At 39.4% G+C, this 21,484-nt stretch carries 17 protein-coding genes and 2 pseudogenes; 14 read left to right on the forward strand and 5 right to left on the reverse strand.

What is annotated here, in order from left to right:
* Window positions 1-68: 68 nt before the first annotated feature.
* A complete protein-coding gene (locus tag MST16_RS05755; protein ID WP_180011939.1) occupies window positions 69-950 on the reverse strand; it encodes a LysR family transcriptional regulator in 882 nt (293 codons plus the stop codon).
* A gap of 102 nt (window positions 951-1,052) precedes the next feature.
* Between MST16_RS05755 and trpB the strand changes: the two genes are divergently transcribed.
* The gene (gene trpB / locus MST16_RS05760) at window positions 1,053-2,264 is read left to right on the forward strand and encodes a tryptophan synthase subunit beta (protein ID WP_180011941.1); all 1,212 of its coding nucleotides are present in this window, start codon (window positions 1,053-1,055) and stop codon (window positions 2,262-2,264) included.
* Window positions 2,261-3,046 (forward strand): tryptophan synthase subunit alpha, encoded by a 786-nt coding sequence (trpA, locus tag MST16_RS05765; RefSeq protein ID WP_180011943.1) that lies wholly within the window; start codon window positions 2,261-2,263, stop codon window positions 3,044-3,046. Before trpB ends, trpA begins: the two co-directional genes overlap by 4 nt.
* 121 nt (window positions 3,047-3,167) lie before the next feature.
* On the opposite strand, the gene ribA is transcribed toward trpA, so the two are convergent.
* Both ribA and MST16_RS05775 read right to left on the reverse strand, forming a co-directional pair.
* A complete protein-coding gene (gene ribA, locus MST16_RS05770) occupies window positions 3,168-3,770 on the reverse strand; it encodes a GTP cyclohydrolase II (protein WP_180011945.1) in 603 nt (200 codons plus the stop codon).
* Between the two features lie 459 nt (window positions 3,771-4,229).
* Window positions 4,230-4,681, reverse strand: a pseudogene (locus MST16_RS05775) (Fic family protein); the annotation flags it as partial.
* 95 nt (window positions 4,682-4,776) lie between these two features.
* Between MST16_RS05775 and MST16_RS05780 the strand changes: the two are divergent.
* The 8 genes and pseudogenes from MST16_RS05780 (at window position 4,777) to MST16_RS05815 (ending at window position 14,578) form a co-directional block, all read left to right on the forward strand.
* Window positions 4,777-5,646 (forward strand): IS982 family transposase, encoded by an 870-nt coding sequence (locus MST16_RS05780; protein WP_180011947.1) that lies wholly within the window; start codon window positions 4,777-4,779, stop codon window positions 5,644-5,646.
* A gap of 657 nt (window positions 5,647-6,303) precedes the next feature.
* A complete protein-coding gene (atzF, locus tag MST16_RS05785; RefSeq protein WP_180011949.1) occupies window positions 6,304-8,118 on the forward strand; it encodes an allophanate hydrolase in 1,815 nt (604 codons plus the stop codon).
* A gap of 19 nt (window positions 8,119-8,137) precedes the next feature.
* A complete protein-coding gene (gene uca / locus MST16_RS05790) occupies window positions 8,138-11,737 on the forward strand; it encodes an urea carboxylase (protein ID WP_180011951.1) in 3,600 nt (1,199 codons plus the stop codon).
* Window positions 11,738-11,739: 2 nt separating this feature from the next.
* Entirely contained in the window at window positions 11,740-12,429 is a 690-nt protein-coding gene (locus tag MST16_RS05795) for a GntR family transcriptional regulator (RefSeq protein WP_180007654.1), read from the forward strand.
* 159 nt (window positions 12,430-12,588) lie between these two features.
* Window positions 12,589-12,990, forward strand: a pseudogene (locus MST16_RS05800) (guanosine-3',5'-bis(diphosphate) 3'-pyrophosphohydrolase); the annotation flags it as partial.
* A 378-nt stretch (window positions 12,991-13,368) separates the two neighbouring features.
* Window positions 13,369-13,674 (forward strand): IS630 transposase-related protein, encoded by a 306-nt coding sequence (locus MST16_RS05805; RefSeq protein ID WP_180136461.1) that lies wholly within the window; start codon window positions 13,369-13,371, stop codon window positions 13,672-13,674.
* A gap of 47 nt (window positions 13,675-13,721) precedes the next feature.
* On the forward strand, window positions 13,722-14,207 hold the full coding sequence (locus MST16_RS05810; protein WP_227554803.1) for a transposase: 486 nt from the start codon (window positions 13,722-13,724) through the stop codon (window positions 14,205-14,207).
* 233 nt (window positions 14,208-14,440) lie between these two features.
* A complete protein-coding gene (locus MST16_RS05815) occupies window positions 14,441-14,578 on the forward strand; it encodes a hypothetical protein (protein ID WP_180012209.1) in 138 nt (45 codons plus the stop codon).
* A gap of 28 nt (window positions 14,579-14,606) precedes the next feature.
* Here MST16_RS05815 and MST16_RS05820 read toward each other — a convergent pair whose 3' ends face one another.
* Window positions 14,607-15,302 (reverse strand): pirin-like bicupin family protein, encoded by a 696-nt coding sequence (locus MST16_RS05820; protein ID WP_180012207.1) that lies wholly within the window; start codon window positions 15,300-15,302, stop codon window positions 14,607-14,609.
* Between the two features lie 192 nt (window positions 15,303-15,494).
* Entirely contained in the window at window positions 15,495-16,715 is a 1,221-nt protein-coding gene (locus MST16_RS05825; protein ID WP_078190280.1) for a L,D-transpeptidase, read from the reverse strand.
* A 205-nt stretch (window positions 16,716-16,920) separates the two neighbouring features.
* Here MST16_RS05825 and hemE point away from each other — a divergent pair, with 205 nt between their 5' ends.
* The 4 genes from hemE to MST16_RS05845 all read left to right on the forward strand — a co-directional run bounded on the left by hemE (window position 16,921) and on the right by MST16_RS05845 (window position 21,428).
* Entirely contained in the window at window positions 16,921-17,991 is a 1,071-nt protein-coding gene (gene hemE / locus MST16_RS05830; protein WP_078191978.1) for a uroporphyrinogen decarboxylase, read from the forward strand.
* 40 nt (window positions 17,992-18,031) lie between these two features.
* On the forward strand, window positions 18,032-18,823 hold the full coding sequence (locus tag MST16_RS05835; protein WP_257245704.1) for a DUF817 domain-containing protein: 792 nt from the start codon (window positions 18,032-18,034) through the stop codon (window positions 18,821-18,823).
* Between the two features lie 150 nt (window positions 18,824-18,973).
* Window positions 18,974-19,444 (forward strand): DUF3015 family protein, encoded by a 471-nt coding sequence (locus MST16_RS05840; protein ID WP_078190276.1) that lies wholly within the window; start codon window positions 18,974-18,976, stop codon window positions 19,442-19,444.
* A 109-nt stretch (window positions 19,445-19,553) separates the two neighbouring features.
* Complete coding sequence (locus tag MST16_RS05845) at window positions 19,554-21,428, forward strand: DUF4105 domain-containing protein (RefSeq protein WP_373683943.1); 1,875 nt, start codon at window positions 19,554-19,556, stop codon at window positions 21,426-21,428.
* Window positions 21,429-21,484: the final 56 nt, after the last annotated feature.

A 21,484-nucleotide genomic window follows, 5' to 3' on the forward strand; every position in this document is an offset into this window, starting at 1 on the left:
ACAGAATGTGAAATAGACGTTATAGATGAAGCAATTGAATAGAATTTTTCAAATCAAAGATTAAATGGTTAACTTTTTTCTTCGGCCATTAACCAATTAATGATATTCATAACATCACGATTTTCATTATTTTTTCTGACCATTGCATAAAAATTATAGTCACAATAGATAAAACCAAAAGGGGCAATGATCTTTCCATTTAACATTTCTTTTTCTACTAGAATTTGAGGTGCTATGGCAATTCCTAACCCAGACACGGCAGCTTCTATCATTAAATTCAGACTATCAAAATAACGGTCATTGGATTTTGGGCAAAAGCTTATTTGAAACTGATCAAACCATGTATGCCATGCACTTTTATTTGAGTGGGTATGAAGTAATGGATAGTTTAAAAGATCATTTACGGAATGAAGAAGATTTATTTCACGATTACAAATAGGACCCATGTTATCGGGAAATAACAGATATTTATTCAAAAAGTTGGGAAGTAGATGATGCTCACTGACGCTATTGATAAATATGTCAACTTTCTCTTTTTCTAACAATTTTAAATCATTACATGTCATTAATTTGATATGGATATTGGGATAAATGACTTCGAGCTTTTCTAATCGAGGAATCAGCCAATTTGCCATAAAACTATGAGAAGCGCCTATGACAACTTCTACTTCTGAAGTTTTATTTGTTAACTCAAAGACGCATTGTTCTAAACGATTAAAAAACTCCATACAAACGAGCGACAATTCTTCGGCATCCGCCGTCAGAGAGATGGTCGAGGAATGTCGAATAAACAATTTTTTATCCAACCATTCTTCTAACTGCTTTATTTGATGGCTAATCGCACTATGGGTTACACATAATTCTTCGGCAGCTAAGCTGAAACTTTTATTTCTGGCGACAGCTTCGAAAGCTTTTAAAGCATTAAGAGGAGGTAATGTTCTGCGTTTCATGTTGTAAAATTTTCTAACACCATAAGCTCAAAATATATCAATTATCATCAAAATGAAAATATTTTAAGATCGAACGAGTTTTGATAGTAAAAGAGATATGAGATGACAACTCCTTATACAGGTAATGGTCCTGATGACTTGGGATTTTTTGGTAAATTTGGCGGATGTTACATGCCAGAGAGCTTAATGCCAGCACTTCAAGAATTAGAGCAAGCCTTTAATACTGTTCGGCACAAACAGGAATTTTGGGCTGAATATCAGCAGATTTTAACGGACTTCGTTGGTCGCCCTAGTCCTCTTTTTTATGCAAAGAACCTAACAGCTTATGCAGGCGGCGCTCGAATATATTTCAAGCGAGAAGATTTGAACCATACGGGCGCGCATAAGATCAATAATTGTGTAGGGCAAATCTTATTAGCCAAATTTATGGGCAAAACTAGAATCATTGCAGAAACTGGTGCTGGGCAACATGGTGTTGCAACAGCAACGGTTTGCGCGCTGTTTAAGATGAAATGTACCATTTTTATGGGAGAAACAGATATTCAGCGCCAACAAATGAATGTTGAGCGCATGAAATTACTCGGTGCTGAAGTCAAAAGTGTTCAAAAGGGTCGTGGGACTTTAAAAGATGCCATGAACGAAGCATTACGTGACTGGATTCGTCATGTGGATACAACCTATTACCTGTTGGGTACTGGCGCAGGCCCTCATCCATATCCCACCATGGTGAGAGAATTTCAGAAAATTATTGGTTTAGAAGCCAAAAATCAAATACTCCTGAAAGAAAATAAACTGCCTGATGCTCTAGTTGCTTGCGTGGGTGGTGGATCAAATGCATTGGGGTTGATGCATCCCTTTCTAGAAGACCTGAATGTCAAAATGTTTGGCGTTGAGGCAGGTGGAAAAGGAACAAATAGTGGTGAACATGCCGCCTCTATTTGCAAAGGTCAAGTTGGTGTGCTGCATGGCAATTTAACCTATTTATTACAAGATTTAGACGGGCAGATTTTAGAAGGGCATTCTATATCGGCTGGCTTAGATTATCCTGGTGTCGGCCCTGAGCATGGCATTCTGTTTGAAACAGGACGTGTGAGATATACGGCTATAACCGATCAAGAAGCTGTAAATGCATTTCAGCTTTTAAGCCAACAGGAGGGTATTATTCCTGCGCTTGAGAGTTCCCATGCAATTGCGTATGCGATTCAACTTGCTCAAGAAATGCAGCCAGAACAGATCATTATTGTCAATTTAAGCGGCAGAGGTGACAAAGACTTAAACACGGTCAAAAAATATCTTGCAGGAGCTACAGCATGAACCGTCTAGATCAAAAATTAGAGCAATTGAAACTGGAAAATCGAAGTGGTCTGGTCTGTTATTTTACTGCTGGAGATCCTAATTTCGCAGAAAGTTGTCGTCTGTTGAGCCAATTAGGTCAAGCTGGGGCTGACATTATTGAAGTTGGCATTCCATTTTCTGATCCAGTGGCAGATGGAGAGATCATTCAGGCAGCGCATCTTAGGGCTTTAGGTGCAGGTCAAACGGTAAAACAGACCATTGAGTTGGTAAAAGCAATAAGACTGCATGATGACCAGACACCAATAATTTTCATGACTTATTTAAATCCGATGATGCAATATGGTTTCGAGACACTTATCGCCGAAACAGAAAATCTTATAGATGGAATATTGATTTTAGATGCTCCATATGGATATCGAGAAAACTTTGAAGTGCAGTTAAATGAAAAAAATATGCATTTAATTGCAATGACCGCGCCGACGACCCCAGTTGAAAGGTTAGAGCAAATTTCAGCGCGCGCGACAGGGTTTTTATATCATGTTGCAGAAAATGGATTAACAGGAGGAGACTTTAATTTGTCTAATCTTGAGAAAAAGATTGCTGAAATCAAGCCTATTTTTAATATTCCAGTTGCAATTGGCTTTGGGATCAAAAATGAAAGCCATGTTAGAGCACTAGTAAATAAAGTAGATCTTATTGTTATCGGTTCAGCACTCGTCGATAATTTTTTTAATAAGGGAATAAATGAGACCTTAGAAAAGGTCAAATTGTTTGCACAGATACTTAGAGAAAATAAATAATATCCCTTTTTAAAATCAGTATGCTTTGAGTTAATTTATCAAGACCTATATGTCATAAAGCCGTCTCCCGTAAGGGAGAGGGAATTTTTTATGTAAAATTTTTAATGAAATCGATCACTTTTTAAAAATCACTATTATCATAGAGATGTGACATACGTTTTTGCTTAGCCTCTAGATATGCTTTGTTAAAAATATTTAAACCAACTTTTAAAGGAATACGTTCAACAACATTAATTCCTAAATCATTTAAAGATTTAATTTTAAATGGGTTGTTTGTAATGAGTTTTACATTCTTTATTTTTAAATAATCTAACATAATGGTACACATGTCGTATTTACGAGCATCTGCTGGTAAATTTAATAATAAATTAGCATCAAGAGTGTCATGTCCTTGATCTTGGAGTGCATAGGCACGAATTTTATTGGTTAATCCTATGCCACGACCTTCTTGGCGCAGGTATAAGATCACACCTTGACCAGCGTCATTAATCATTTTCATGGTCGAATGTAATTGGGGGCCACAGTCACATTTCAGTGAAGCAAAAGCATCACCTGTTAAACATTCTGAATGAATTCTGACGAGTACAGGTTGATTAGAAATAGTATCCAGATCTTTGGCAAGAGCGATATGTTCTTCACCAGTACTTTGATCTTGAAATGCTATAATTTCAAAATCACCAAACGCTGTAGGTAACTTTGATTTGGAAACAAATTCTATAGCCATTGAAGAATACACCTATATAAATTTATATTTGATACAATTTACTTAATCTATCTTAAAAGCATTGGCCGAATTTTTTGCAGTTATAAATTTCAGCGTTTTACTCTCAATTAAAGAGTATGTATCTGATAGTGAATTTTATGTGAAATGTTATTTAGAATATTTTTATTAGCGTTCTGCTTTGTTGCAAAAACACTCAAAAGCTGAGGCTTGTCTAAACCATCAATATTTAAGATAAGTTGGTTTTTTTTGTATAGTTAATTAAATTTATTGAATAAGTTAATAAAATTAGGTTTGTGGTAAGGTCAATTCTTTGTATGATAGATTCTATGTGTAGGCTTCTTCATTCTGAAATTATATTGCTGAACATTTTTTTGATAACAGCATTAGGCAACAAGGCTCTAATAAACAAAATGTCCTAAGCAGCAGTACAAATAAAGAAATATATAAATGGGAGTAACTCTAAATTCCTAAAATTATCTGATATGGTTTAAATCCTTCGATCACTGCTTCAGAAATCAATTGGATAAAAGCTTCAGTTTTGTCATAAGCCATCCACTGATCCAAAGCTTCATAGTAAGCCACGCGATTTTTCAACTGTAATAACGCAAGGTGGATATCCAGATTTCAGCAACTTAAGGTTCATCAATAGACGTGATGTGCGTCCATTGCCATCAATGAATGGATGAATACCTACGAAATCTGCATGTACTTTAGCTGCACGTTCAATGGGATGAAGCTTATGTGATTCTGAGTTGTACCAATCAACTAGCTGAGCCATTTTGTCATTGAGCAATGTATAGTCAGGTGGTGTAGTTGTAGCACCTGAAATCAATACGTTTTGCTGGCGATATAGGCCAGCATTTTCTTCAATATTTTTTTAAGATAAGCTGATGAATATTGTGAAAATGATATGATAACCCGAATCGCGGATAAGAAATAAACTTGAAAATAAGAAGACTAGAGCCATCAGTTGAGTTACCACACAAAACTCACAACTCTAGTCCTAATGTTCAATAGTACCGAATTATTCTGCGTAATTGATGATTTCTTTCTTAAATTTGAAGCAACTTATTGGAACTTTCTCAAACAAAATAGCCATTCTTTAAGAATCAGACGTGCTCATCTGACGATCTCAGAAATCTGCTTTATTGCCATTTGGTATAAATGTTCTTATTTCAGCAATTTCAAAGCCTTTTTCACATGGTTAAAAGAAGATAAAAGACATTTGTTTAAAAGCTTACCATGTTACCAACGGATGATTCATCTGATCAATATGCACCAATTAGCAATACATGCTTTACATGTGGCTCTGATGAAAGGTCAAAATACCCAATATTTGTGGATTGATTCAACGACTTTGCCAGTCTGTAAAAATCAACGTATTCAACGCCATAAATCATTAGCTCAAATAGCATCTCGTGGTAAAAGCTCGATGGGCTGGTTTTATGGCTGTAAGCTACATATTGCGATGAACCCATTTGGTGAAATCGCTTGTTCTGCTTTATCAAATGGGCATATAGCTGACATAAAAATGGTTGAGCAATTGGCTGACGGCTTAGAAGCAAAGCTATATGGAGATCGTGGTTATATCAGCCAGGAACTAAAAAGCAGGTTAAAAGATCAAGGTATTGATTTAATTACTTACCATCGAAAAAACATGCAATCCATCCAACTATCTGCATCAGATGAATATCACTTAAGACAACGAAATAAGATAGAAACGTTATTCAGCTTATTGAAAGGACAATACAATTTAGTGACGAGTAAAGCTCGTAGTATTCATGGATTTCTGAGTGGGATTTACGCATCGTTATGTGCATATCAACTTAATCATCAAAATAAACCAACAATTCAAATTATGGAATCATTGGCTTAAGCGGGATTCGGGTTATGATAAGACATGAATCTAAACATGATTATTGGATTGCATAATTAATCTCTTGTTAAGTTTAGAAAGAGAGTTGAGTTATTGCGGTATTTTTTACGGTATATAGGGAAATTAAAATTTAAATATCTTTATAAATTAATATATTGATCTGTATTTATTGTGCGCGCTGAGCGCACCATTTTTTAGTTTTGACTGTTTAACTAAATTTTGCGAATCAATAGCTTTTTTTTATTACTACTTTTCTATTCAACCCGATCAATCTCAAAGCCCAATATTGCTTTAGCCATCATTGATGTATCTTTTTCTATATAAAGTTCAAAATATTTCTCAGTTGTTTTTATTCTAAGTTCAAAGTCATACAAAATATTTAAATCGAAAACTTATAAATATTGAAAATAGAAAGTTCACTGTATTTATATCTGCATCTAAATGAAAAGATTCTATTGAAAACACGATTATAAAAGTCATGCACCAAAATAGTGGAGCTTGGAAACTTAATAGAACACTTATCCTTTTGTACATCCTAAATAAAATAGGTAAATGATTGGTGAAACTTATTAACTTTTTGAAAAATAAGGAATAATTATAATTGGCATGATGTGTGCAACACAGTATTCAAACTTGGATACAAGAATGAGCACATCAATGAACTCAATAAAAACTTTAGGCTGGACCTTAGCGGAATGGAAAGCGGGCTACACGAATAACACAATTCAACTCGAAGACTTATATGCCTTGGTCGAGCAATTTGACCATGCAGACCCAGCATGGATTTCAATTGCATCGATAGAACAATTAACTGCGCAGATTGAAGCTTTAAAACAAATTGAAAATGCTACGGCTTTACCTTTGTTTGGTGTGCCTATTGCAGTGAAAGACAATATTGATGTGGTGGGTTTTGCATCGACGGCTGCATTTAAATTATTTACCGAAATTAAAACTGAAGATGCCTTTGTGGTGCAACGCTTAAAACAAGCGGGTGCGATTATTGTAGGCAAAACCAATTTAGATCAATTTGCCACAGGATTAGTCGGTACACGTTCCCCATTTGGTGCAGTGCCAAATACTTTTAATCCTGACTATGTAAGCGGTGGTTCAAGCTCAGGTTCAGGCAGTGTGGTGGCGCGCGGTTTAGTCCCGATTGCGCTCGGTACAGATACAGCAGGCTCAGGGCGTATACCCGCAGCATTTAATAATATTGTTGGCTTAAAGCCGACCAAAGGTCGCTTTTCAAATACTGGCTTACTGCCTGCGTGTAAAAGCTTAGATTGCATTTCAATTTTTGCCTTAACCGTCGCTGATGCAACTGTAGTGGCAGAAGTTATGGAAGGTTTTGATGTAACCGACAGTTATTCACGTGTGAATCCTGCTACAGCGCCTGCAAAGTTCAGCGCACAATTAAATTTAGCCATTCCAAAACAATTAGATTTTTTTGGCGATGCTCAATCTGTTGTTGCATTTCAGCAAGCATTAATTGAATTAAAAAACTTAGGTGCAGAACTGACTGAAATTGATTTCAGTGCTTTTAGTCAATTGGCGAGCCAACTTTACCAAGGGTCATGGGTTGCAGAGCGTACTGCTGCAGTTGCAGACTTATTAGAAACATCGGTACACGACTTTGATCCAACAGTTTTAGAAATTATTCAAAAAGGCCAGCAGTACACTGCGGTTGATGCTTATAACGCCGAATATTTAAAGCAAGAATTGGCTCGAGACATTCAGCAAACCTTAGCGCAATTTGATGCCTTAGTGGTGCCAAGCTCGCCAACCATACACACGCTTGCAGAAATGGCTGAATCGCCAATTGAAAATAATAGCCACTTGGGCACCTATACCAACTTTACCAATTTAGCAGACCTCAGTGCCATCGCTGTACCTGCAGGCTTTCGTGCCGACGGGCTGCCTTTTGGAATCACATTCATTGCACCGGCTTGGCACGATACGGCTTTAGCAGATTTTGCCGAAAAATGGCAAAAGTATTTGAAATTACCACTCGGTGCAGTAGCGAAAACATTGCCTGAAGCAAATTCAGTCATGTCTGCACCATCCGCACAACATTTTCGAGTTGCAGTCGTAGGCGCACATCTCACAGGCATGCCACTCAATTTCCAACTGACAACACGCCAAGCCGTGCATGTTGAAACCACAACGACTTCTGCCGATTACGCCCTCTATGCACTGCCGGGCACAGTACCTCCGAAACCAGGTTTAGCGCGTCAGGAAGCGGGTCAAAAAATTATTGTCGAGCTTTGGGATATTCCAAAAGCACGCTTTGGTGAATTTGTCGCCGAAATTCCAACACCACTGGGTATGGGCAATATCGAGCTTGCCGATGGACGTTGGGTGAAAGGCTTTATTTGTGAACCTTATGGCCTAAACGGTGCAAAAAATATCAGTGAATTTGGCGGCTGGCGCGCCTATATCCAATCACTGCAAGCAACAACAGCAAAATCAAATTAAAAAAATCGGGGAAATAATCATGTTTAAAACAGTTTTAATTGCAAACCGTGGTGAAATTGCTGTTCGTGCGATTCGTACTCTAAAAAAATTAGGTGTGAAATCTGTTGCCGTGTATTCAGAGACCGACCGTTATGCACAACATGTCTTAGATGCAGATGTGGCAGTTTCTCTTGAAGGTATTAAACCTGCAGAGACTTATTTAAGTATTGAAAAATTGATTCAAGCAGCCAAACAAACTGGTGCTGAAGCAATATTTCCCGGTTATGGTTTCTTATCTGAAAGTGCCGACTTTGCCCGTGCATGTGAGGAAAATAACATTGCTTTTATGGGGCCAACCGCCGAACAAATTTTAGAATTTGGCTTGAAGCATCGTGCACGTGAATTGGCTGCGGCAGCCAATGTACCCATGACACCGGGCACAGGTTTATTGGCAAGTTTGGATGAAGCACTCGCATCTGCTGCAGAGATTGGCTATCCCATCATGCTGAAAAGCACCGCAGGCGGTGGCGGGATTGGTTTAACCCGCTGTGATGATGAACAATCATTAAAAGATGCGTATGAAAGTGTAAAGCGTCTAGGCGAGCAGTTTTTTAAAGATGCGGGTGTTTTCCTCGAGCGTTTTGTCGATAAAGCCCGTCATGTAGAAGTACAAATTTTTGGTGATGGTTTAGGGCAAGTCGTTGCCTTTGGTGAGCGTGATTGTTCCTTGCAGCGCCGTAACCAAAAAGTGGTGGAAGAAACACCAGCACCGCATTTACCTGAAGCAACCCGTCAAAAATTGCACCGTGCTGCTGTAGAGCTTGGTCAATTGGTGAAATACCGCAGCGCAGGTACGGTTGAGTTTATCTATGATGCTGCCCGTGATGAAGTGTATTTCCTTGAAGTGAATACCCGTTTGCAGGTTGAACACCCAGTCACTGAAATGGTGACGGGTTTAGATTTGATTGAATGCATGCTGAAAGTGGCGGCAGGTGATGCTTTAGATTGGGAAAAACTCAGCAATATTCAACCCAATGGTGCTGCCATTGAAGTGCGAATTTATGCGGAAGATCCAGTGAAAAACTTCCAGCCAAGTCCGGGTGTGTTGACGGATGTGTATTTCCCTGAAGATATTCGTGTGGATACTTGGGTGTCTACAGGTACTGAAATTTCACAATATTTTGACCCGATGATTGCCAAAATTATTGTGCATGCTGCAGACCGAGACAGTGCGATTGCCAAGTTAAAAACAGCCTTGGCTGAAACCCGCTTGAATGGCATCAGCACCAACTTAGACTATGCGCATACCGTAGTGTCTGATGCACGCTTTGAAAATATGCAAATTTGGACACGCCTGCTGGATGATTTTAAATATGTGCCAAATGTGATTGAGGTGCTGCAACCAGGTACACAAAGTACGATTCAGGATTATCCGGGGCGTGTGGGCTATTGGGATATTGGTGTACCGCCATCAGGCCCAATGGATGATTATGCATTTCAGTTGGCCAATCAAGTTGTGGGTAATCCAAAATCGGCAGCAGGCTTTGAATTTACCTTACAAGGACCAAGTCTTAAATTTCATGCCGACAGCATCGTAGCCTTAGCAGGTGCGCCATGCAGCGCGGCTCTAGATGGAGTAAATGTCGATTTTTGGCAGCCGATCAACATCAAAGCTGGGCAAACTTTGGTACTAGGACAAGTTGAATCGGGTTGCCGTACATATCTTGCAATCCGCAATGGGTTAAATGTACCTAAATATCTAGGCAGTCGTTCAACCTTTGCATTGGGTAATTTTGGCGGTCATGCAGGGCGAGTGCTGCGCGCAGGCGACATGATTAAAATGGTCAACCCTAGCCTGCCTTTGGATGGATTGGAAATTGCTACAGCAGCACCACAAGCTTTGGCAGCAGAGCGTATTCCAAGCTATGGCAAAGAATGGAAAATTGGCGTGCTGTATGGTCCGCATGGTGCACCCGATTTCTTTAAACCTGAATATATTGAAGAATTCTTTGCTTCAACATGGAATGTGCACTTTAATTCAAACCGTTTAGGTATTCGCCTAACAGGTCCGACACCAAGCTGGGCACGTGAAAATGGCGGTGAAGCAGGTTTACATCCATCCAATGTGCATGATTGTGAATATGCCATTGGGGCGATTAACTTCACCGGTGATTTCCCTGTGATTTTGGCTAAAGATGGCCCAAGCCTCGGTGGCTTTGTTTGCCCAGTAACCATTGCCAAAGCAGAACTTTGGAAGATTGGTCAGCTTAAAGCAGATGACAGCATCAGTTTCTATCCGATGAGTGTTGAACAAGCCAATGCCTTGGAAGTTCAACAAATTGCCGATATCCAAAACTTTGCTCAAGCACCTGAAGCAAAACAGGCGGCAACTTTTGAATGTAAGCCAGAAGGGATATTGGCAGTGCGTGAAGCAGATGCGTATGCGCCGAAAGCTATATATCGTCAGGCAGGTGACAGTTACATCTTGCTGGAATATGGCGAAAACGTTCTCGACCTTGCATTGCGCTTACGTGTTTATCGACTGATGCAGCTGATTCGTGAAGCGAATATTGATGGCATCTTAGAGCTTTCACCAGGTGTACGTTCACTGCAAATTAAATATGATGGATTGCGTTTCAGCCAAGCGAATTTGATTCAGTTCTTATTGGGTCTCGAAAATGAGATGGGCGATTTGAGCCAAATTAAAATTCCATCCCGTATTATTCACTTGCCGATGGCATTTGAGGATTCGGCAACTTTAGGTGCTGTAGAACGTTATCAAGAAAGTGTTTGTGCCAAAGCGCCATGGTTGCCAAATAACGTCGATTTCATTCAGCGTATTAATGGCTTAGACAGCCGTGAGCAAGTCAAAGACATCATTTTCGATGCAAATTACTTAATTTTAGGTTTGGGCGATGTGTATTTAACTGCACCTTGTGCAGTGCCAATTGATCCGCGTCATCGTTTGCTCAGCTCGAAATATAACCCTGCACGTACTTTTACTGCAGAAGGCACAGTGGGTATTGGCGGTATGTACATGTGTATCTATGGCATGGACTCACCAGGCGGTTATCAATTGATTGGCCGTACACTGCCTATTTGGAATAAGTTTAAAAAGAACAAACAGTTTGGCGATCAGCAATGGTTCTTACGCTTCTTTGATCAAATTAAATATTATGAAGTAACCGAAGCTGAACTGGATCAATTCCGTGCTGACTTTGCCAATGGTGTGGCGGAAATCAAAATTGAAGAAACTGAATTTGATTTTGCAGCCTATCAAGCCTTTTTAGAAACAGAAAAGGACAGTATTGCCGAATTTAAAGCGCAGCAGCTGCAGGCATTTACAACTGAAGTTGAACGCTGGAAAGATGAGTTTGATGCGCCTGCGGAAATGGAAATCCTGCAAGATGATACCGACTATAGCCAGTATGCAGCCTTGAATGCATCGATGACCGGCAACATTTGGAAAATTTTTGTCGAAGCGGGACAGTCTGTGAAGAAAGGTGAGACTGTAGCCATTATTGAAGCGATGAAAATGGAGCTTCCAGTTTATGCCGATGATGATGGTATCGTGAAAGCGATTATCTGCCGTGCAGGACAAACGGTACATAGCGGTGAGCCGCTGGTTTATATGGAATAAACATGACCACAACCACCATTGTTGGGAAAAGCTCAGACAACTTGTCTGAGCTGGTTTTCCAAAAAATAAAAAACGATATTTTTGATTTCCAGCTCAAACCGGGCGCACGTTTTACCGAATCTGAAATTGCCGAGTTGTATGAAGTGAGCCGTACACCCGTACGTCAGGCTTTATACCGTTTACAGCAAGATGGCTATGTAAGAGTACATTTTCGTAGCGGTTGGGAGGTGAAGCCGCTGAACTTTAAAGCTTATGAAGAACTGTATGATTTGCGGATTTTGCTTGAATGCTATGCCATTGAGCAGCTCTGCAAAATGGAAACAGAACAACTCAAACAGGCTTTACAAGACTTGGTGAATCTGTGGTGTATTCAGCCTGAGCAGTATTTGCATGATTTAAAAACTTTATCGATGCAAGATGAAGCATTTCACTGTCAATTGGTTGAAGCAATAGGCAATAGTGAAATGGCAAAGGTGCATCGGGATGTGAGTGAAAAAATCCGTATTATTCGACGTTTAGATTTTTCTAAAGATTATCGAATTGAAGCCACTTATGCAGAGCATCAACAAATTTTACAATTGATCTTTGGACATAATGTGACAGCGGCATTGGAGAAAATGCGCAGCCATATTCAGCAAAGTAAAGAAGAGGTGAAAAAAATTACTTTGGAAATGTTGGCGCGAATGGCATAGAAGTATTTGCAAAAGATCTACCTCACGATAATTCACGGTAGATATGTATTTTACGAGTCAATCTGTGTCGTTCGAGTAGCGCTTAGAGTTACAAATATCTGTATTCATTGGTTAATATGATGGAGAAAAATAAAAAAGACCACGAAGGGGAGATTCTTTATTTCAACTTTAGAAAATGCGATTTCTTTGGCGACTGAACGCCATTTCGGACAAGTCGATAAAGCGGGTCAAGCCTATATTCAGCATCCACTTCGTGTGATGCAAAATGTGCTACATCCTGACGCTAAAATCGTTGCTGTATTGCATGACATTTTAGAAGATACTCCAACAACGACGGATGAGCTTCGTGCCATGGGTTTTCAAGCGCATATTATTGACGCGATACTGGCACTGACTAAAACAGCAGGTGAGAACCGATTTCAAGCGGCGCAGCGTACCGCCAAAAACGCAGTAGCATGTGAAGTAAAACTCAGTGATTTGCATGACAATATGGATTTGTCTCGCTTAACCACGGTCACAGCAAAAGATCGACATCGTTATCAACAATATTCAAAAGTTAAACGTAGATTAGAGCGTGCTCGGAGCGTCCATTTACATCTAATCGATTTAAATCTAACAATAGATTATCCGAGATTTCAATTTCAGAGTTCACAGCAAAATTTTCAGTATCTGCTCAATGCGATGTTTGATCTTCAGCATTCATTAGGTGGCGTTCAAATTGGATGTCCACAGGAATGGTGGATTTTATTTGAAGATGTCAGCGCATATTTTGCATATTGCCAAAGAAAGGGTGTCACTTCCAAGGAAGCAACGTTCTTAGATTTAATTTTAACCACAGATCTGGACTATTTCGGGGGCATTTTTCAAGCTGAACAAGATCGGCAATTATTTGCCTCTATGTTTATAGCCAAATCCTAAAAACTATAGAACAATAGAGATATGGGATATTCAAAAGATTTTAAAGACAAAGTCATAGAAATTATGATTCGAGATGAAATGTCTGTGCGAAAAGCAGCACAGCATTTTAACATCTGTATACAAACGATTCAGAACTGGAAAAAGTCCACTACAAACAAACCTATTCCTGGCCGTCCAGTTAAAATTAGCAGAGAGCAAATATTGAAGGATGTTGAACAATATCCTGATGATTATCAGTATGAGCGAGCTGAACGTTTAGGAGTAAGCACTCATGCGGTATTTAATGCATTACATGCCGCAGGAATATCGCGTAAAAAAAGACGTTAAAGCATCCTAAAGCAGATCAAAATCAACGTCAGCAATTTCAAAATCTCATAGAGTGTTTAGAAGGGAAATTGCCTCTGATTTACATAGATGAAAGTGGTTTTCAAAGTGAAAGTACCAGAACTCATAGTTATAGCCTTCAAGGAACACGTGCTGAAGGTGAATTTAACTGGCAGTTGAAGAATTGCAGTAATGCGATCGGTGCAATTATCGAAAATAGATTGTTGACAGTTGGTGTGTTTAATTGTTCTGTGAATACAGAAGTATTTGAATGTTGGATTGAACAGGATTTATTACCTAAGTTGAAAGAAAGCAGTGTTTTGATTATGGACAATGCGACCTTTCACAAAGGGAAAAGACTTCAGGAGTTGATACGTTGTGCAGGCCATTACATTGTGTGGCTTCCTAAATATAGTCCAGATTTAAATCCAATAGAAAATATGTGGTCACGAGTCAAGGCGATTCGAACTAAGTTTAGAGTTAAAGATATTGATAAATTATTTAAAGATTACTGTAATGATTTATTTGGTATTTAGCTATAGCGTCTTTATGCAAAATCATTTTTATCGCGTGGAAACTTAAGGCTGATTGAGTAGATTGTAGGGATTGTACATAAAGTGCAAGTGCACCAAGAGAAAGTTCATTAAGAAAAGGTCACGAGTGATTGATGAATTTTATCTCGATAATTAGATGCTGAGCGGCATATATAAACATCTCGAAATGCTAGACTTCGAGACTTTTAAAGTGATTCCATCCATTGACATCTCCAATGAAACATGTGGCCATGCTTGCTGAACCTTATGCCTCAATCCTACATGGCATCATGGTGGCTGCAGGATTTATCATTCCAACTTTGGTGTTGATGTGGTTGTATAAACGCAGTGAACGCCTTAGCCAAGCTGGATAAAAAAGCCCTCACATTTGAGGGCTTTTAATTATTTTACTTCGGGTAAATCAAACCAAATCACTTGAGCATCTTCAAGTGCTTCAATTTGGCTATCTTCTAAGAACGCAATTGCACCACCAGCTTCAACTTTATGTTCAGCAATTTGCACTGAACCTGAAATAACATGAATATAGTTGATATGCTGCGTTGCATGGATGTCTAAAGCTTGACCATTCGTCAAAAATGCAGATTTAACTTCCGCTTGCTGGCGAATATGCATAGCTGCATTGTCATTTGGACCGACAATTAAATGCCATTGATTGGGTTGATCACGTGGATCACATTTAATTTGTTGATAGGTCGGTTCAGCATCACGTTCATTTGGAACGATCCAAATTTGTAGTAAATGTACATCTTCATCACCTTGGTTCATTTCGCTATGACGCACACCTGTACCTGCGCTCATCAGCTGCCATTCACCTGCAGAAATGCCACCATGGTTGCCCATACTGTCTTTATGCGTAATGGTGCCTTTTAACACACAGGTTAAAATTTCCATGTTGTCATGTGGGTGTTGACCAAAACCTTCATGCGCAGCAATTAAATCATCATTGATTACACGAAGAGCACTGATGCCCATGTATTTCGGGTCATACCAGTTACCAAAAGAAAAGCTGTGTTTAGACTCAAGCCAGCCCATTTTTACGTGACCACGGTTTTCACTTGGATGTAAAAAAGCATTCATGGCATTCATCCTTATCTTAATTATTGAATATGTACCTATTTTAAGATTGAACTAAATTGGGATATATAGTTTTTTAGCGACAATTCATCCTATTTTTGCAACGCTCAGCCAAGATTGAGTCTTTTGTTATGCATGAATGCACAGCTATAAAAAAAGCCTGCACGATGCAGGCTTTTTTAAATATGACTAAAATTATTCTAAGAATTTAACAGTCACACCAGATTTCACTTTCTTACCTAAGTCATTTGCATCCCAGTTGGTCAAACGAATACAACCGTGTGACGCAGTTTTAGAGATAGCAGATGGGTTCGGTGTACCGTGAATACCGAATGATTTTTTGCTCAAGCCAATCCAGATATTACCAACAGGGCCATTTGGACCAGGTGGTAATGAAAGTGGTTTTTTGTTGTTGCCTTGAACAAAGTTAGACGGTGAGTAGCTGTACCAAGGGTTTGGTGCAACACCTGTGACTTTATATGTACCTGTAGGCGATGGAGTATCAGAACTACCAATCGTTGCAGGGAATGAACCGATCATTTGGTTGCGGCTATTAAACAAGTAAAGTTGTTTCGCGCCTTTATGTGCAACGATCAGGTGAATATCTTCAGGAACTTCGTTACGAATATTCGCTACTAAGATTTTTTCACCAGCTTTTTTAAATGTCGCTTTGGGATTCAACTTTTTCAAAAAGTCTTCATCCATGTGGAATTTTTCACCCAACATTTCAGTCACACGTGTGTAGTACAAGCCTTTCATTTTTGCTTGTAATGCATAGTCGTGTGGAATCGATGCTGCATAAGGACCTTTCAAGTCTGCGTCAGTCAACGTGTATTCAATAAATGCAGGTTTAGAACCTTGTTTCGCAATCAGCGCATCCCAAGTTTCTTTGGTTAAAGTCCCTGTAGGTTTCAAGCTATTCATTTGTTGGAATGAAGCGATCGCCTTTAAGGTATTTTTACCACTGGTACCATCAATTGCACCCGGTGAAGCATGTGCATTATTGAGCATGACATGAGCACGTGCATAAACAGGGAACTGACCTTTTCCAATGTTGTCATACCACTGTGCATTATTTAGGTCATTTAAACCCCAAGCAACTTTGGCAGCAGGCGAAGTTGATGTTGGAGTTGTAGCAGTCGCTGTAGCAGGGGCAGCACCGATGTCGGCTTTAACATCTTCTGATTGTTGCAAGCTGTCTAAAGTTTGCGATGCTTGGTTCAGATCTTCTTGTTCTTGAGCGCTAATCTGGCTAGTTGCAGATGAAGCTTCAGTCGCTAACGGATCAATGGGATCCTGAACTGCAACATTAGTCACTTTTTTTGGCGTTAATGGTTGTTCAGCAGTAGATGCGGCAATAGCTGTACCAGCAAATATGCAACTTAGGCTCAGTGCGAGCATGGTGCGAACGAACATGTAATTCAACCTTAAGAATTATTCATTTACTGTGTATTAAAAACTGGCTAAGTATTACAGAAAAAAAGTGGAGATGCAGTAGTTGTTTTGTGTAAATATCATTTTTGGCACTCAACATGATCGGTTTTTAAATGCTTGAGAAGTTATTATATTTACAACCTTTTTGATATGATGATGCCAATATCGAATTAAGTTGGGAAAGTGAATGACGACCTTAAAAAATGATCGTTTCTTGCGCGCCTTATTACGTGAACCGGTAGATGCAACTCCGGTTTGGATGATGCGTCAGGCTGGCCGTTATTTACCAGAGTATCGTGAAACACGTGCCAAAGCAGGTGATTTCCTATCCCTTTGTAAAAATACAGAATTTGCTTGTGAAGTTACATTACAACCTTTGCGTCGTTATGACTTAGACGCAGCCATTTTATTTTCAGACATTTTGACTGTACCTGATGCGTTGGGTTTGGGACTGTATTTTGAAGCTGGTGAAGGTCCGAAGTTTCATAAAACTGTACGTACTGAACAAGATGTACTGAATTTACCTAAGTTTAATGCCAAATCTGACTTAGATTATGTCATGAATGCTGTGACTACGATTCGTTCAGCATTGGGCGGACAAGTTCCTTTGATTGGCTTCTCAGGCAGTCCTTGGACATTGGCAACCTATATGGTGGAAGGCGGTTCAAGCAAAGATTTTCGTTTTACGAAACAAATGATGTATGCACAACCTGAAGTGCTGCATGCCTTATTAGACCGTTTGGCTGTGGCGGTGACTGAATATCTCAATGCGCAGATTGATGCAGGTGCGCAAGCCGTACAAATCTTTGATAGTTGGGGTGGGGCATTAGCACACCGTGAATACATTGAATTTTCACTGAACTACATGCAAAAAATCGTGGCAGGTTTACAGCGTGAAAAAGATGGACGCAAAGTCCCTGTGATTTTGTTTACCAAAGGTGGTGGTCAATGGTTAGAGCCAATGATTGCAACGGGTGCAGATGCCTTTGGTTTAGATTGGACTACGCCATTAAATGTAGCACGTCAAACAGTCGCAGGCCGTGCAGCATTGCAAGGCAACTTAGACCCAGCAACATTGTATGGTTCGCCTGAAGCGATTGCGAAAGCGACGCGTGCCATGTTAGATGACGCATATGCCAACGGTGAAAAAACCGGTTATGTGGCGAACTTAGGTCATGGTATTACCCAGTGGGTAGATCCAGCCAATCCAAAAGCTTTTATTGATACGGTACACGAATATAGTGCCAAGTATTTATAAGGCTTTAGGGAAATTGGTTTAGGATTCAACCGTGGTCAAGATTATAAAATCATGTTTTGAGTTCTCTTATAAGGCAGCTTCGGCTGCCTTATTTGGGATATTACTGCTGATCGCTTTTGCATTAACTGCAGCAATGGGAAGTCAGGAATATTTTGGCTTTTTCCGTTATGATTATTTATTGTTTTATGCACTGATTATTCAAGTGTGTTTACTCTGCTTAAAACTCGAGTCTTGGGCGGAAGCCAAAGTCATAGCACTGTTTCATATCCTTGCAATGGGGATGGAAATATTTCTGACCCATCCACATATTGCCTCATGGCAATATCCGCAGCCTGCGGTTTTTAAACTGCTGACTGTGCCATTGTTTGCAGGTTTCATGTATTCAGCGGTGGGGAGTTTCTTTGCACGTTCACTACGTCTATATCAAGTGTCGTTCAGTAACTTACCGCGTTTTTGCAATATGCTGTGCTTAGCCGTTTTGTCATATCTTAATTTTATGACCAAATTTTTTGTGCCAGATATTCGTATGTTTTTGTTTGCTTGGAGTGTGGTGATCTTTTGGAAAACTAAGCTCAGTTTTCAATTACAAAATCATGTGATTCAGTTGCCGATGTTACCAATACTGTTGATTCTGGCATTTTTGATTTGGATCGCAGAAAATATCAGTACTTTCTATCAAATTTGGTTATATCCAAGTCAGGTCGATGCATGGCATATGGTCGGTTGGGGGAAACTCGGTTCTTGGTATTTGTTGCTATTACTCAGTTTGGTTTTAGTACTCAAAATTCTTGGAAAACGTGATGAAAATGGTACTTGGTTGCTCAAAAAATAGTGAAAAAGAACGTATTATTTTTAGCCAAAAGTTTTAGATGAAAATGTTTTGCCTTATCTGAAAGATCAAGTTAATCTACAGGTGTGTAATCAAAATTACACATGTTTTAATAATTAAAAACAATGGAATAAAATTCCCTGGAGAAGTGCTATGTTAAAAAAATTAGCTTTAGTGGCAGTCGTTGCACTAGGTTCTACAGCTGCTTTTGCTGACCGTGACGTAGGTTGTGGTGTTGGTTCTCAAGTTTGGGCGGGTCAATCAGGTAAAATTCCTAAAATTTTAGCTGCGACTACCAACGGTATTTTTACTAACCAGTTACTTGGTATTACCTTTGGTACTTTAGGTTGTAGCGGTACAGGTACAGTGACTGCCCAAGCAGTAACATTTACCAATGAAAATGCTGAATCACTTGCTCGTGATATGGCTGTTGGTCAAGGTGAGAGCTTGAATGTCTTAGCTGAGCTTTTAAACATTCAATCAACAGATAAAGCACGTTTCTTTGCTGTGTCTAAAGCAAATTTTGCTGAAATCTATTCAGCTGAAAACCAGTCTTCTCTACAAGTACTTGCTTCATTACAAAGCGTAATGGCGAAAGACGAAGTACTTAAAGCATACGTTTAATCGATGCTTTCAAAACCCTGTCTCTCGGCAGGGTTTTTTATTATCTAAAATATATAAAAATGGATTTGAATATAACTGAATGAAATCAATTGCTTTATTTTGTACCTTTATGATTCCGAGCATCTTATATGCTCAGCAAGTTGTAGATCAAAACATCTCTAAGACCGCAGAGCTACAGCGATATATTGAACTTGCACAATCAAAAAAACTGTCTGAACACATCAGTTGGCAGCGACTTTTATATACAGATCATAAAGGACAAAGTGAAGTTGCCTATACAGGTTATTTTTTAGCTGAAAATGGCCGTCAAAATGCCCAAGCTGAATTAGAGGCAGATGTCGCAGCATTGTTTCAAACCGCCGAACCTAATCAAGCCTTTCGTTGTCGTTTCCCAGCGCGTAGTCAGTGGCTGATGCAAGAGTTATCCATCCGTTCAGAGCAGTTACCTGTGGTGAGCTGCCCTGAGTTTGATGAATGGTTTGGAAAAATTAAGCCTTATAAAGCGACATTAATCTACGCCACAGACTTTATGGGTAATCCAAGTTCTATGTTTGGACATACCTTATTGCGTCTCGATCCGAAAGATCAGAAAGAATTAAATCTGGTTTCTTACGCCATTAATTATGCAGCCACAGTTGCTGGAGAAGATAACTGGTCTTATGCATGGAAAGGATTAACAGGGCAATATCCTGGCGAATATTCCTTGATGCCGTACTACCGTAAAGTGAAAGAATATGGCGATTTTGAAAGTCGTGATTTGTGGGAATATGAGCTAGCACTGACCGAGCAAGAAACCAGTTATTTGGTTAAACATATTTGGGAAATGCAAAATGTCAGTTTTCCCTATTATTTTGCTAGCGATAACTGTGCTTATCGTTTACTAGGCTTAATGGATTTGGTTCGCCCGACACTGAATTTAACCCAGAAATTTAAAGTCGCTTCCATTCCCGTTGAGACGATCAAAGCGATCAATGATGAACAACTGATTCAAGCAGCGGTTTATCGTCCTGCATTAGAAACGCAGCTTTTGTCACAAGCGCAGCAACATGGATATCGTTTAGCACGCGAAGCGCATAAACTCGCTGAAATTAAAACTGAGAACATGTCTACAGCACTCTCTCAGTTTAATGAAGTAGAGCAAGCGAAAATATTAGAAATGGCGTATGACCATCTGTATTTATTGCTGATTGGGAGAAAGGTGAGTGCGGAAGAAACGCAGCCTAAATTACGTCAAATCTTGGCCTTACGTAGTCAATCTTCGCAACCAAAACAACGGACTGAACCTAAGCAGCCAAGTCTAGATCCAGTCAATGGACATCATGCGCGAAATTTTTCAGCTACATTAGGTGAAGTTCAAGGTGAAAAATATATCGAACTCGGTCATCGTCAGGCTTATCATGATTTGATCGATCCGCAAGGTGGCTTTCGGATTGGTACGCAGTTGATGTTTTGGGATGGCTCGATCCAATATCGAGACGACCAATTCAAGATCAATCATTTTGATTTTTTATCGGTCAATTCTTACAACCCGATCACGCCATTTAAAACACCACTAACTTGGGGTTTTAATTTTGGCTGGCAGCAAGTGTCTGTAAATGCAGGTCAATTTAGTGAAACGAAACAACATGGTGTTGCTGAATTAAAAGCGCAATCCGGTTATAGCTGGGCTAATCAAGAACGTACGCATTTGTGTTATGTACAGTCTCAAATGCAGGTGCAGGGCGGTAAGTCACTAGATGATGGATGGCGAGTGGGCCTTGGGCCGACACTGGGTTGCCAAAATACTTGGTCAGAAAAATTCAATAGTTTGGTTCAAGCAGAGCTTCCGTATTGGCAAGATGCACATCAATGGAATCTGAAACTCGATGCTGAATTACAATATATCGTTAACCAGCAAAATGCGTTAAGACTTGGCTATGAATACCAGCAACAAGATGATCAAGATTGGAATAAATTGAAATTGAGTTATGTATTTTTCTATTAATTTTTAGAATAGATAAAATATGAAATATCAAATAAATTTGTTTTTTTATGTAAGTA

The organism is Acinetobacter sp. YH16040_T, assembly GCF_024605785.1.
Lineage (GTDB): Bacteria > Pseudomonadota > Gammaproteobacteria > Pseudomonadales > Moraxellaceae > Acinetobacter > Acinetobacter amyesii.

Excerpts from the sequence above, each read along its gene's own strand:
- MST16_RS05755 (WP_180011939.1), bottom strand. The coding sequence starts at position 950 with ATGAAACGCAGAACATTACCTCCTCTTAATGCTTTAAAAGCTTTCGAA.
- trpB (WP_180011941.1), top strand. The coding sequence starts at position 1,053 with ATGACAACTCCTTATACAGGTAATGGTCCTGATGACTTGGGATTTTTT.
- trpA (WP_180011943.1), top strand. The coding sequence starts at position 2,261 with ATGAACCGTCTAGATCAAAAATTAGAGCAATTGAAACTGGAAAATCGA.
- ribA (WP_180011945.1), bottom strand. The coding sequence starts at position 3,770 with ATGGCTATAGAATTTGTTTCCAAATCAAAGTTACCTACAGCGTTTGGT.
- MST16_RS05780 (WP_180011947.1), top strand. The coding sequence starts at position 4,777 with ATGTTCAATAGTACCGAATTATTCTGCGTAATTGATGATTTCTTTCTT.
- atzF (WP_180011949.1), top strand. The coding sequence starts at position 6,304 with ATGAACTCAATAAAAACTTTAGGCTGGACCTTAGCGGAATGGAAAGCG.
- uca (WP_180011951.1), top strand. The coding sequence starts at position 8,138 with ATGTTTAAAACAGTTTTAATTGCAAACCGTGGTGAAATTGCTGTTCGT.
- MST16_RS05795 (WP_180007654.1), top strand. The coding sequence starts at position 11,740 with ATGACCACAACCACCATTGTTGGGAAAAGCTCAGACAACTTGTCTGAG.
- MST16_RS05805 (WP_180136461.1), top strand. The coding sequence starts at position 13,369 with ATGGGATATTCAAAAGATTTTAAAGACAAAGTCATAGAAATTATGATT.
- MST16_RS05815 (WP_180012209.1), top strand. The coding sequence starts at position 14,441 with ATGAAACATGTGGCCATGCTTGCTGAACCTTATGCCTCAATCCTACAT.
- MST16_RS05820 (WP_180012207.1), bottom strand. The coding sequence starts at position 15,302 with ATGAATGCTTTTTTACATCCAAGTGAAAACCGTGGTCACGTAAAAATG.
- MST16_RS05825 (WP_078190280.1), bottom strand. The coding sequence starts at position 16,715 with ATGTTCGTTCGCACCATGCTCGCACTGAGCCTAAGTTGCATATTTGCT.
- hemE (WP_078191978.1), top strand. The coding sequence starts at position 16,921 with ATGACGACCTTAAAAAATGATCGTTTCTTGCGCGCCTTATTACGTGAA.
- MST16_RS05840 (WP_078190276.1), top strand. The coding sequence starts at position 18,974 with ATGTTAAAAAAATTAGCTTTAGTGGCAGTCGTTGCACTAGGTTCTACA.
- MST16_RS05845 (WP_373683943.1), top strand. The coding sequence starts at position 19,554 with ATGATTCCGAGCATCTTATATGCTCAGCAAGTTGTAGATCAAAACATC.